This window comes from Burkholderia metallica, from assembly GCF_001718555.1.
Classification (GTDB): domain Bacteria; phylum Pseudomonadota; class Gammaproteobacteria; order Burkholderiales; family Burkholderiaceae; genus Burkholderia; species Burkholderia metallica.
Genome location: NZ_CP013401.1, coordinates 1,361,826 through 1,373,347 on the forward strand (window position 1 = coordinate 1,361,826; position 11,522 = coordinate 1,373,347).

Below are 11,522 nucleotides of genomic sequence, written 5' to 3' on the forward strand. Positions count from 1 at the left end.
GCACCCATGTCTGATATTTCCTATACGTCCTCACGGTCCCCCGACGTTGCGCAGCAACGCGCGCCGGGCCGCCTCGGGGATGTCGTATTCGGCGGTCTTGCGCGGCTGGCCGCCATTGTGACCCTGCTGCTGCTCGGCGGGATCATCGTTTCCCTGATCATTGCGTCGATGCCGACCATCCAGAAGTTCGGCCTCGGCTTCCTGTTTCAATCCGAGTGGGATCCCAACTCGGACATCTACGGCGCGCTCGTGCCGATCTACGGCACGATCGTGACGTCGATCATCGCGCTCGTCATCGCGGTGCCGGTCAGCTTCGGCATCGCGCTGTTCCTCACTGAGCTGTCGCCCGTGTGGCTGCGCCGCCCGCTCGGCATCGCGATCGAGCTGCTCGCCGCGATTCCGTCGATCGTGTACGGCATGTGGGGCCTGCTCGTGTTCGCGCCGATCTTCGCGGAGTATTTCCAGAAGCCGCTCGGCCACCTGTTCAAGGACGTGTGGATTCTCGGCCCGCTCACCGCCGGCCCGCCGATCGGTATCGGCATCCTGGCCGCCGGCGTGATTCTCGCGATTATGATCATCCCGTACATCGCCTCGGTGATGCGTGACGTGTTCGAAGTCACGCCGGTGCTGCTGAAGGAATCGGCATACGGGATCGGCTGCACGACCTGGGAAGTGATGTGGAAGGTCGTGCTGCCCTATACGAAGACCGGCGTGATCGGCGGCGTGATGCTCGGCCTCGGCCGCGCGCTCGGCGAGACGATGGCCGTGACCTTCGTGATCGGCAACACGAACCTGCTCGACAGCGTGTCGCTGTTCGCGCCGGGCAACAGCATCACGTCGGCGCTGGCGAACGAATTCGCGGAAGCGCAACCGGGCCTGCATACGTCCGCGCTGATGGAGCTGGGCCTGATCCTGTTCGTGATCACGTTCATCGTGCTGTCCATCTCCAAACTGCTGCTGCTTCGTCTCGAGAAGGGAGAGGGCAAGAAATGAGCGAGCCCATCATGAATTTCCCGGGGCCGGACGGCGCTGTGCTCGACGCGATGCGCAACCGCCTGCAGCGCAAGCGCAAAGCCGTCAACGCGATCGCCCTGGCCGCGTCGCTCGGCGCGATGGCCTTCGGCCTGCTGTGGCTCGTGTGGATTCTCTACACGACGGTGCATCTCGGCGTCAGCGGCCTGTCGCTGCAACTGTTCACGGAATCGACGCCGGCACCGAACACGGAAGGCGGCGGTCTCGCGAACGCGATCGTCGGCAGCCTGCTGCTGTGCGGTTTCGGCACGCTGGTCGGCACGCCGATCGGCATCCTCGCGGGCGTCTATCTCGCCGAATACGGCCAGAAGAACCTGCTGGCGGGCACGATCCGCTTCATCAACGACATCCTGCTGTCCGCGCCGTCGATCGTGATCGGCCTGTTCGTGTATGCGATCGTCGTCGCGAAGTCCGGGCGTTTCTCGGGCTGGGCCGGCGTGATCGCGCTCGCGTTGCTGCAGATTCCGATCGTGATCCGCACGACCGAGAACATGCTGAAGCTCGTGCCGAACGCGCTGCGTGAAGCAGCCTTCGCGCTCGGCACGCCGAAGTGGCGCATGGTGCTGAAGATCACGCTGCGCGCGTCGGTCGGCGGGATCGTGACGGGCGTGCTGCTCGCGGTCGCGCGGATCGCCGGCGAAACGGCGCCGCTGCTGTTCACCGCGCTGTCGAACCAGTTCTTCTCGTGGGACATGAGCCAGCCGATGGCGAACCTGCCCGTCACGATCTACAAGTTCGCGATGAGCCCGTTCGCGGAATGGCAGTCGCTCGCATGGGCGGGCGTGTTCCTGATTACGCTCGGGGTGCTCGGACTCAACGTCCTGGCGCGCTCGATCTTCTCGAAAAAGTAACGGCGGAGCGATCCGATGAATATGGCAGAAAGCCACCTGAATCCTGTCGAGCGCACCGCTGCGCCGGCCGGCACGCACGACGCGACGCACGGCCGCCCGCTCGCGCCGCTGAACGCGAAGATCGAGGTCAACAACCTCAACTTCTTCTACAACAAGTTCCACGCGCTGAAGAACATCAACCTGAGCATTCCCGAAGGGAAGGTGACGGCGTTCATCGGCCCGTCGGGCTGCGGCAAGTCGACGCTGCTGCGCACGTTCAACAAGATGTTCGCGCTCTATCCGGAGCAGCGCGCCGAAGGCGAAATCCTGATGGACGGCGAGAACCTGCTGACGACGAAGCGCGACATCTCGCTGCTGCGCGCGCGTATCGGCATGGTGTTCCAGAAGCCGACCCCGTTCCCGATGTCGATCTACGACAACATCGCGTTCGGCGTGAAGATGTTCGAAAAGCTCACGCGCTCGGAAATGGACGACCGCGTCGAGTGGGCGCTCACGAAGGCCGCGCTGTGGAACGAAGTGAAGGACAAGCTGAGCCAGAGCGGCTACGGCCTCTCGGGCGGCCAGCAGCAGCGTCTGTGCATCGCGCGCGGCATCGCGATTCGTCCGGAAGTGCTGCTGCTCGACGAACCGTGCTCGGCGCTCGACCCGATCTCGACGGGCCGCATCGAAGAGCTGATCGCGGAGCTGAAGAGCGACTACACGGTCGTGATCGTCACGCACAACATGCAGCAGGCCGCGCGCTGCTCGGATTTCACGGCCTACATGTACCTGGGCGAGCTGATCGAATTCGGCGAGACCGAAAAGATCTTCATCAAGCCGGTACGCAAGGAAACGGAAGACTACATCACCGGCCGCTTCGGCTGATGACGGAGAACAACAGCCATGTCGGATAAACATCTGTCGAGCCAGTTCGATGCGGACCTGAACGCCGTGTCGTCGAAAGTGCTGGAAATGGGCGGGCTCGTCGAGTCGCAGATCGTCGGCGCGATGCACGCGCTGAACGAGTTCGATCGCGACGCGGCCGAGAAGGTCATCACGGCGGAAGAAACGCTGAACGCGATGGAAGTCGACATCGACCAGGAGTGCGGCAACATCATCGCGCGGAGGCAGCCTGCCGCGCGCGACCTGCGCCTTTTGATGTCGATTTCGAAAACGATTACGAACCTCGAGCGCGCGGGCGACGAGGCCGAGAAGATCGCGAAGCGCGTGCGCCGCCTGGTCGACGAACCGGCCGCGCGCACGGTCAACATCGCCGAGATCAAGGTGTCGGGCGAGATGGCCGTGACGATCCTGCGCCGCGCGCTCGACGCGTTCGCGCGTCTCGACACGGTGGCCGCCGCGCAGATCGTCAAGGACGACAAGGAGATCGACCAGGAATTCCGTGCGTTCGTGCGCAAGCTCGTGTCGTACATGCAGGAAGATCCGCGCACGATCTCGGTCGGCCTCGAATACCTGTTCATCGCGAAGGCGATCGAGCGGATCGGCGACCACGCGAAGAACATCGCCGAATTCATCATCTACATCGTGAAGGGCACCGACGTGCGGCACCAGCCGCGCGACACGCTCGATCGCGAAGCCAATAGTTAATCGACTCCGTACAGGAAAAAAAGAGGTGCCGATGCCCAGCAACATTCTCGTCGTTGAAGATGAGCCCGCGATTTCCGAACTGATCTCGGTGAATCTCCAGCACGCCGGTCACTGCCCGATCCGCGCGTACAACGCCGAACAGGCGCAGAACCTGATCAGCGACGTGCTGCCCGATCTCGTGCTGCTCGACTGGATGCTGCCGGGCAAGTCCGGTATCGCGTTCGCGCGCGACCTGCGCAACAACGAACGGACCAAGCACATCCCGATCATCATGCTGACTGCGCGCGGTGACGAGCAGGACAAGGTGCTCGGCCTCGAAATCGGCGCGGACGACTACGTGACGAAGCCGTTCTCGCCGAAGGAGCTGATGGCGCGAATCAAGGCCGTGCTGCGTCGCCGCGCGCCGCAGCTGACCGAGGACGTCGTGTCGATCAACGGGCTGCGTCTCGACCCGGCCACGCATCGCGTCGCCGCGCATGCGGAAGGCAGCGAGATCAAGCTCGATCTCGGCCCGACCGAGTTCCGCCTGCTGCATTTCTTCATGACGCATCCGGAGCGCGTGCACAGCCGCACGCAACTGCTCGACCAGGTGTGGGGCGATCACGTGTTCGTCGAGGAGCGCACCGTCGACGTGCACATCAAACGATTGCGCGCGGCCTTGAAACCGGCCGGCTGCGATGCGATGATCGAGACCGTGCGCGGCAGCGGCTATCGGCTCGCCAAGCACGCGTAACGTATTCACGCATGCCGTGTGCCACGGCGTGCCGTTCATTCTTTCGGGCGCTGAATCATGAACATCATCTGGGCGCGCTTTCTGGTGTCGCTCGTGCTGCTCGTGCTGATCGGCGTATTGGTCGGCGTGTTCGCCGGCCCGATCTCGGGCCTCGTGTTCCTGGTCGTGATGCTGGTCGCGCAGGGTTTTTTCAGCACCTTTCATACGCAGCGTCTGTGGCGGCTGCTCGATGCGCCGGTCTACGGCGAGGTGCCGAGCGCGCCGGGCATCTGGGGCGAGATCTACTATCGCTTGCACAAGCTCGCGAAGCAGTGGCACGCGCAGGTGCGGCAGGTCGAGCAGCAGCATTCGCGCTTCATCCAGGCGATCCAGGCGTCGCCGAACGGCGTCGCGATGCTCGACGACCACGACCAGATCGAGTGGTGCAACGCGATCGCCGAGGTGCACTTCGGCCTCGACGCGAAGCGCGACCTGCGCCAGCACATCACCAACCTTGTGCGCCATCCCGAGTTCGTCCGCTATCTGAATGCGCAGCATTACGACGAGACGCTCGTGATGCGCGGGATGGGCGATTCTCGCCAGAACGTGCTCGAAGTGCAGGTGTTTCCGTACGGCGAGAACCGCAAGCTGCTGCTCACGCAGGACATCACCGAGCTCGAGCGGACCGACGCGATGCGACGCGACTTCGTCGCGAACGTGTCGCACGAGCTGAAAACGCCGCTCACCGTGCTGTCGGGTTTCCTCGAGACGATGCGCGAGCTGCCGCTGAACGAGGAAGACCGCGCGCGCTATCTCGAGATGATGGAGCAGCAGGCATCGCGGATGCGGCACATCGTCACCGACCTGCTGGTGCTCGCGAAGCTCGAGGGCGAGAGCAAGCCGCCGGTCGATCGCGCGATCGACATGCGCGCGGTGTTCGACCATCTGAAGGAGGACGCTCAGACGCTGTCGAACGGGCATCACGACATCGCGTTCTCGATCGACGAGACGCTCGGCGTCACCGGCGCGCAGACGGAGCTGTTCAGCGCGTTCGCGAACCTCGTCACCAATGCGATCCGCTATACGCCGGAAGGCGGCAAGATCGTCGTGACGTGGCGGCGCGAGGGCGCGCAAGGCGTGTTTTCCGTCACGGACAGCGGCTTCGGGATTCCGGCCGCCGATCTGCCGCGGCTCACCGAACGCTTCTACCGCGTCGACCGCAGCCGCTCGCGCGATACGGGCGGCACGGGGCTCGGGCTCGCGATCGTCAAGCACGTGCTGCAGCGGCACGACGCGCACCTGTACGTGCAGAGCGAGGAAGGGCGCGGCAGCACGTTCACCGCCCGGTTCCCGGGCTCGCGTATCATCGCGATCCGGCCGGCCGCGTTCGAGGCCTGAGCGTGCAGCGGCCCGCGTCGCTCGTTCGGCGAGCGGCGGCATGCCGGCTCCGCAATCGAAAAGAGCAGCCCGCGGGCTGCTCTTTTTCCTGGGCGGCGCGCGACGCGCGCCGCGCGGCCGGCTCACGAGCAGAACTTCGCGAGCAACCCGAGTTGCGCGTTGCGGATCGTCTTGCCCGTGCGGCGCCGGCGGTAGTGGCCGTCGCTCTGCATCTGCCACGCCGACTGGTTGTCGCCGAGGCACACCGACAGACCTTCGGCGATCACGCGTCGCTTGAGCTTGCGATCGCGGATCGGGAACGCGACTTCGACGCGGCGGAACAGATTGCGGTCCATCCAGTCGGCGCTCGACAGATAGACGTCCTCCGCGCCGTTCGCGTGGAAGTAGTAGATCCGGTGGTGCTCGAGGAAGCGGCCGACGATCGAGCGCACGGTGATGTTTTCCGACAGCCCCGGCACGCCCGGCTTCAGCGCGCAGACGCCGCGCACGATCAGGTCGACCTTGACGCCGGCCTGCGACGCTTCGTACAGCGCGGCGATCACCGATGGCTCCAGCAGCGCGTTCATCTTCGCGACGACACGCGCGCGCTTGCCGGCCCGCGCGTTGTCGATTTCCGCGCGGATCGCTTCGATGATGCGCGGATGCAGCGTGAACGGCGATTGCCACAGCTCGTGCAGCGTGAGTTCGCCGCCGATGCCGGTCAGTTGCTGGAACACGTGGTGGACGTCCTCGCAGATCTTCTGGTCGGCCGTCATCAGCCCGAAGTCGGTATAGAGGCGCGCGGTGCGCGGGTGGTAGTTGCCGGTGCCGAGGTGAACGTAGCGGCGCAGCGACGCGTTGCCGCCCTGCACGACGCGCCGCACGATCAGCATCATCTTCGCGTGGCACTTGTGGCCGACCACGCCGTACACGACGTGTGCGCCGACGGCTTCGAGCTGCGACGCCCAGTTGATATTGGTTTCCTCGTCGAAGCGCGCGAGCAGTTCGACAACGACGGTCACTTCCTTGCCGTTGCGCGCGGCTTCCATCAGCGCGTCCATCAGCGGCGAATCGGTGCCGGTGCGGTAGATCGTCTGCTTGATCGCGACGACGCTCGGATCCTTCGCGGCCTGCTGCAGCAGTTCGAGCACCGGCTGGAAGCTCTCGTACGGGTGGTGCAGCAGGATGTCGCCGTTGTCGATCGCGTCGAACATCGTCGGCGTGTTCGTGATCGCGGCCGGGGTCGACGCGGTGAACGGCGTGAATTTCAGGTCGGGGCGGTCGACGAGATCGGGAATCTGCATCAGCCGCACGAGGTTCACCGATCCGGCCACGCGATAGCAGTCCTTCTCGCCGAGTTCGCTTTCCACGAGCAGGCGTCGCACGATGTGCGGCGGCGTGTCGGCCGACACCTCGAGGCGCACCGCGTTGCCGAGGTGGCGCGCCGGCAGTTCGCCCTGCAGCGCAACACGCAGGTTCGTGATTTCGTCTTCGTCGACGAACAGCTCGCTGTTGCGCGTGATGCGGAACTGGTTGCAGCTCTTCACGACGAGTTGCGGGAAGAGTTCGCCGACGAAGCGCTGCATGAACGAGCTCAGCAGCACGAAGCCGTGCTCGAAGCCCGACAGCGCGTGCGGCATGCGCACGACGCGCGGCAGCGCGCGCGGCGCCTGCACGATGCCCATCACGGCCTGGCGGCCGAATGCGTCGCGGCCTTCGAGCTCGACGACGAAGTTCAGGCTCTTGTTCAGCACGCGCGGGAACGGGTGGGCGGGATCGAGGCCGATCGGCGTCAGCACGGGCAGCAGCTCGTCGAGAAAGTAGTGCCGCGCCCATTCGAGCTGCTCGTCGTTCCACGAGTCGCTCGCGTGGAAGTAGATGCCTTCCTGTTCGAGCGCGGGCAGTACGGTTTCGTGCAGCATCGTGTACTGTCGATGAACGAGCCGCTGCGCGCGTTCGACGACGAGATCGTAAGCATGTTGTAACGACATGCCGTCGGGCGTCAGTGCGCCGGGATTGTCGCGGATCTGCTCCTGAAGGCCGGCCATCCGGACTTCGAAGAATTCGTCGAGGTTGCTGCTGGTGATGCAGATGAAGCGCAGGCGTTCGAGCAGCGGGACTTGCGGATCGGACGCCTGGGCCAGCACGCGCTCGTTGAAACCGAGGATGCCGAGCTCACGATTGAGAAGCGGGTAACGGACGGACATCGGCAGAGTAGGGGGGGATTCGGGCGATGATTCGAAAGGACGCTCGGAAACTCTCACGGTACGATGACGTGCTGATGACAATAATGTATTTATATCGGGAAATTCTACGCTGTAACCGTTTCGTCTCATAAATGTTTCGACGCTATGCAAACGAGCGGTGTGCATGCCCGTGAAGCGTGGCAATGGCAAGCGTTCCACGCTTAAAATGTCGCCTTTGATTGATCGCTGAGGGTGGCCGGACCGGCCGCCGCGAGCGAACGCGCACGGAGCCCCTTCAGATGGTTACAACTCCCCACTTGCTGGCTGCCGTGGATCTCGGCTCGAACAGTTTCCGGCTCATCGTCGGTCGTGTCGAGGAAACGCCGGCGGGCAGCCAGATCTACCCCGTCGATGCGCTGCGCGAGCCCGTCCGGCTGGCCGCGGGCCTGTCGAGCGACAAGATGCTCGATCGCGCGTCGCAGGAGCGTGGCTGGGAGGCGCTCAAGCGGTTCGGCGAACGCCTGCGCGATTTCCACCCCGATCACGTGCGCGCGGTGGCGACCAACACGCTGCGGGTCGCGAAGAACGCGGGCGAGTTTCTCGGCGAAGCCGAGGCGGCGCTCGGTTTTCCGATCGAAGTGATCGCCGGCCGCGAAGAAGCGCGGCTGATCTATGCGGGCGCCGCGCACTCGGTGCCGGCGAGCGCGGGCAAGCGGCTCGTCGTCGATATCGGCGGCGGCTCGACCGAATTCATCATCGGCTCGCACTACACGCCGATCGTGATGGAGAGCCTGTATATCGGCTGCGTGAGCCACAGCCGTACGTTCTTCCCGGCCGGCAACGTCGACGAATACACGATGCGGCAGGCCGAACTCGCGGCCAAGCGCGAGATCCAGATCATTTCGAGCGAGTACAAGAAGGCCGGGTGGGACCAGGCGATCGGTTCGTCCGGTACCGCACGCGCGCTCGCGGAACTCGTCGAGGCGAACGGCTTCAACGATCCGGGCATCACGCACGGCATTTCGCGCGGCGGCCTCGAGCGCCTGAAGCGGGCCCTGATCAAGTCGGAGAACGTCAACCGGCTGAAGCTGATCGCGCTGAAGCCCGACCGCGTGCCGGTGCTCGCCGGGGGCCTCGCGATCATGCTCGCGGTGTTCGAGGAACTGGGGGTCGATTACGTCGACACGACCGACGGCGCGCTGCGCCTGGGCGTGCTGTACGACCTGCTCGGCCGGACGCAGCACGAGGACATGCGCGCGGTGACCGTCGAGGGCTTCACGCGCCGCTACGGTGTCGATCGCGCGCAGGCCGAGCGCATCGGCGCGCTCGCGGTGCGCTTCTACGACGAACTCGATGAAGGCGGCGAAGAGGCGCGCGAGGAGGGGCGGATGTTCCTTGGCTGGGCGGCCGCGTTGCACGAGATCGGCCTGTCGATCTCGCACAGCGCGTATCACAAGCATTCGGCCTATATCGCGAGCAACGCGGACATGCCGGGTTTTTCGCGCACCGACCAGGCCCGCCTCGCCGCGCTCGTGCTCGGTCACGCGGGCAAGCTCGGCAAGCTGTCGCAGGCGCGCGAGGTCGAGTGGCCGCTGCTGTTCTGCCTGCGGCTCGCGGCGCTGCTGTGCCGGCGCCGGACCGATGCGGGGCTGCCGGACATTTCCGTTTCGCAGATGAAGAAGGGCGGGTATGAAGTGCGCCTGCCGAGCGCATGGGTCGAGCAGAACCCGCTCACCGACTACAGCCTCAGCCAGGAAGCGGCGGAATGGGAGAAGGTCGGTATTCCGTATCGCGTGGTGTATACCGGCGCGTAAAGGGTCGAAGCGCAGGTCGAGGCGGGGCCGGGATGGGCTGTTGCAGCTGCCCTCTCGGCATTGCCCGCGCGATCGCCCTGACGGCCGCTCAATCCGCCGAACAGACGATCGCGGTCAGGAACGGAAACGCCTGCTTGACCGTCGCGTCGCTGCCTGCCTTGCGCACGGCTTCCTCCACCGCACTTTTCGTGCCGCGCACCACGACACCGTAGGCCCAGTCTCCGATCGGCTTGCCCTCGCCCGGGCGGAAGATCGGGTCGTTCGCCTGGTAGCCGAGTACGACGTACACGCCGAAGCCGAACGCCGTCAGCGCGTGGTTCGTGCGGAACGCGTTGACCGAGTTCGATTCGACATGCATCGGTTCTGACTGGATATCGCCTGCGGCAAGCAGCGGCGCGACGAACTTGTGGCCGGTCGAATGGCAGTCGAGCGCGTCGTCGAGCGCCTTGGCCGACGCGGTGCCGGCCGTCGCGAGCGCGACGAGCGATGCGCAGAGGGCTGTCTTCAGAAGGTCGTTTTTCATGCGCGGACAATGCGAGTTGTTCATACGTATTATCGCGTGTTCGCGGAAATGTCGCGTGCGGGGTGCGTGGTCGGTGGGGGCGGACTTATCCGGGATTTCGTGGGCGTGAGCTGCTTTACGGCTTTCGTTATCGCGGCAGGCTTCACAGGCATCAAGTCGGCCGGCGCTGCTTCGGGCGGCTCGTCAGGTGATGCGGTGCGAGGCCATGCTGTTCTGCAGCACATCAGCGCGGCTCTTATCGGAGGTGGCGGTCATGGCGGTCCTCAGGGCGTCGGAGGGTTGTACTGCATTCGTGCTAGGCTCGGATTCACATTGCGGAGGTTGTCATGCAGCGAACCATCGAGTACCGCGGCTTTGAAATTGATGTCCAACTGACCTCATCCGCTCCGGACATGTACGACGTCACGTTCCAGATAAAGGGTCACGACAACCTCGGTATCCTGGGTGAGCGCGGACATCGGATACAGATTCGAAACGGCCCATTTACCCGACGCTGGGCATACCTCGTGGCCGAGATTGCAGGACAGGCGGCGATCGACGTTTTGCTTGGTCCCGCCGAGTGATTTGCGTCCTCGGTCGTCAATTCGAGAGTCAGGTTCTTTGCTTGGCTGAGAGTCTCGGCTGGCGTGCTTTTATCTGCTGGGGCAGTCCTCGTGCCTCGATTGCGGTTCCGTTTTCTTGCTTGCTCGCGTTCGGTGTGAGCGGGCTGTTTTTTGTTTTTGGTGGTCATGGTGCGGTCGCCAAACTTCATCGTGAGAGCAGGGCGCGTGTACCAGGAACGGGGGCTTTCGTTGCGCCCCAAACGACCTCGACGCAACAAATCGGCTCGGCGCACGCAGCCCAAACAGTCTGTCAGTGCAGTCAATGAGGTCTGCGTCGAACTGCGAGCGGTGCTAGACCTTGATCGCACCGGCGCTGTTACCCCACGCGATTTGTAACGTGTTATTGCAGACGACACGTACTGACGTGAACTGAGCGGTAGTTGCCAGGGTACCGTCGCGGGCCGTGACCAACAGCAGATAGCCGTTGATCTGATCCTTGCCCTTGAGTGTGCCGGATTGGCCCGTGCGGGCGAGCGCCCAGAGCTTGCGACCTTCCTTCAGTACGCCGGCTGTCTCGAGCTGGAACCCGCCGATCTCTGTCAGATCGCGATAAATCTCCAGGATCTCCTCGGGTTGCACGACCTGATAGCGTGCGCTCACAACGGACAGCGGCGCCTTGTTGTCCGAGCGGTACCGCACTATCTGTTCAGGAAACGCGTGGATCGAATCGAGACTACGGCCGCCAGCGGTGACGAAGCGTACTTCGCCTTCTTCGATGCGCCAGTCCATGCCGGCAGCGCGCGCCCAGACTTCGAGTGGTTGTTGGGGGCGAACTTGTTGCCGGCCGTGCCACGGTTCGGTTCCAACGTAGGCCATGGTTTGCACGAGGGGCATTGAA

The 11,522-nt window shown here is 64.3% G+C and carries 10 protein-coding genes and 2 pseudogenes; 9 read left to right on the forward strand and 3 right to left on the reverse strand.

The window, feature by feature from the left end:
* Nucleotides 1–6 precede the first annotated feature (6 nt).
* From pstC to phoR, 6 genes are read left to right on the forward strand one after another with little or no spacing between them, the layout of a single operon-like run.
* The gene (gene pstC / locus WJ16_RS06175; RefSeq protein ID WP_069256306.1) at nucleotides 7–993 is read left to right on the forward strand and encodes a phosphate ABC transporter permease PstC; all 987 of its coding nucleotides are present in this window, start codon (nucleotides 7–9) and stop codon (nucleotides 991–993) included.
* Nucleotides 990–1,883 carry a phosphate ABC transporter permease PstA gene (pstA, locus tag WJ16_RS06180; protein WP_069256307.1) on the forward strand — a complete coding sequence of 298 codons (894 nt, stop codon included), beginning with the start codon at nucleotides 990–992 and terminating at the stop codon, nucleotides 1,881–1,883. Before pstC ends, pstA begins: the two co-directional genes overlap by 4 nt.
* A gap of 15 nt (nucleotides 1,884–1,898) precedes the next feature.
* Nucleotides 1,899–2,747, forward strand: coding sequence for a phosphate ABC transporter ATP-binding protein PstB (pstB, locus tag WJ16_RS06185; RefSeq protein ID WP_069256308.1), 849 nt, complete (start codon nucleotides 1,899–1,901; stop codon nucleotides 2,745–2,747).
* 18 nt (nucleotides 2,748–2,765) lie between these two features.
* Entirely contained in the window at nucleotides 2,766–3,470 is a 705-nt protein-coding gene (gene phoU, locus WJ16_RS06190; RefSeq protein WP_039347650.1) for a phosphate signaling complex protein PhoU, read from the forward strand.
* 31 nt (nucleotides 3,471–3,501) lie between these two features.
* Nucleotides 3,502–4,203 (forward strand): phosphate regulon transcriptional regulator PhoB, encoded by a 702-nt coding sequence (phoB, locus tag WJ16_RS06195; protein ID WP_027787869.1) that lies wholly within the window; start codon nucleotides 3,502–3,504, stop codon nucleotides 4,201–4,203.
* Nucleotides 4,204–4,260: 57 nt separating this feature from the next.
* On the forward strand, nucleotides 4,261–5,580 hold the full coding sequence (gene phoR / locus WJ16_RS06200; protein ID WP_069256309.1) for a phosphate regulon sensor histidine kinase PhoR: 1,320 nt from the start codon (nucleotides 4,261–4,263) through the stop codon (nucleotides 5,578–5,580).
* A gap of 122 nt (nucleotides 5,581–5,702) precedes the next feature.
* Here phoR and ppk1 read toward each other — a convergent pair whose 3' ends face one another.
* The gene (gene ppk1, locus WJ16_RS06205; protein ID WP_069256310.1) at nucleotides 5,703–7,766 is read right to left on the reverse strand and encodes a polyphosphate kinase 1; all 2,064 of its coding nucleotides are present in this window, start codon (nucleotides 7,764–7,766) and stop codon (nucleotides 5,703–5,705) included.
* A gap of 278 nt (nucleotides 7,767–8,044) precedes the next feature.
* Between ppk1 and ppx the strand changes: the two genes are divergently transcribed.
* The gene (gene ppx, locus WJ16_RS06210) at nucleotides 8,045–9,559 is read left to right on the forward strand and encodes an exopolyphosphatase (protein WP_069256311.1); all 1,515 of its coding nucleotides are present in this window, start codon (nucleotides 8,045–8,047) and stop codon (nucleotides 9,557–9,559) included.
* A gap of 88 nt (nucleotides 9,560–9,647) precedes the next feature.
* Here ppx and WJ16_RS06215 read toward each other — a convergent pair whose 3' ends face one another.
* Nucleotides 9,648–10,082, reverse strand: a complete 435-nt coding sequence (locus WJ16_RS06215; RefSeq protein WP_069257970.1) for a hypothetical protein — start codon at nucleotides 10,080–10,082, stop codon at nucleotides 9,648–9,650.
* A 326-nt stretch (nucleotides 10,083–10,408) separates the two neighbouring features.
* Here WJ16_RS06215 and WJ16_RS06220 point away from each other — a divergent pair, with 326 nt between their 5' ends.
* Nucleotides 10,409–10,645 (forward strand): hypothetical protein, encoded by a 237-nt coding sequence (locus WJ16_RS06220; RefSeq protein ID WP_069256312.1) that lies wholly within the window; start codon nucleotides 10,409–10,411, stop codon nucleotides 10,643–10,645.
* A 192-nt stretch (nucleotides 10,646–10,837) separates the two neighbouring features.
* Nucleotides 10,838–10,954: pseudogene (locus WJ16_RS35905) on the forward strand (IS3 family transposase); the annotation flags it as partial.
* A gap of 24 nt (nucleotides 10,955–10,978) precedes the next feature.
* On the opposite strand, the pseudogene WJ16_RS06225 reads toward WJ16_RS35905, so the two are convergent.
* Nucleotides 10,979–11,518 (reverse strand): annotated as a pseudogene (locus WJ16_RS06225) (DUF932 domain-containing protein); the annotation flags it as partial.
* Between the last annotated feature and the right edge of the window lie 4 nt (nucleotides 11,519–11,522).

Bases quoted from the DNA above. Each gene is read 5' to 3' on its own strand.
- pstC (WP_069256306.1), top strand. From the start codon at position 7: ATGTCTGATATTTCCTATACGTCCTCACGGTCCCCCGACGTTGCGCAG.
- pstA (WP_069256307.1), top strand. From the start codon at position 990: ATGAGCGAGCCCATCATGAATTTCCCGGGGCCGGACGGCGCTGTGCTC.
- pstB (WP_069256308.1), top strand. From the start codon at position 1,899: ATGAATATGGCAGAAAGCCACCTGAATCCTGTCGAGCGCACCGCTGCG.
- phoU (WP_039347650.1), top strand. From the start codon at position 2,766: ATGTCGGATAAACATCTGTCGAGCCAGTTCGATGCGGACCTGAACGCC.
- phoB (WP_027787869.1), top strand. From the start codon at position 3,502: ATGCCCAGCAACATTCTCGTCGTTGAAGATGAGCCCGCGATTTCCGAA.
- phoR (WP_069256309.1), top strand. From the start codon at position 4,261: ATGAACATCATCTGGGCGCGCTTTCTGGTGTCGCTCGTGCTGCTCGTG.
- ppk1 (WP_069256310.1), bottom strand. From the start codon at position 7,766: ATGTCCGTCCGTTACCCGCTTCTCAATCGTGAGCTCGGCATCCTCGGT.
- ppx (WP_069256311.1), top strand. From the start codon at position 8,045: ATGGTTACAACTCCCCACTTGCTGGCTGCCGTGGATCTCGGCTCGAAC.
- WJ16_RS06215 (WP_069257970.1), bottom strand. From the start codon at position 10,082: ATGAAAAACGACCTTCTGAAGACAGCCCTCTGCGCATCGCTCGTCGCG.
- WJ16_RS06220 (WP_069256312.1), top strand. From the start codon at position 10,409: ATGCAGCGAACCATCGAGTACCGCGGCTTTGAAATTGATGTCCAACTG.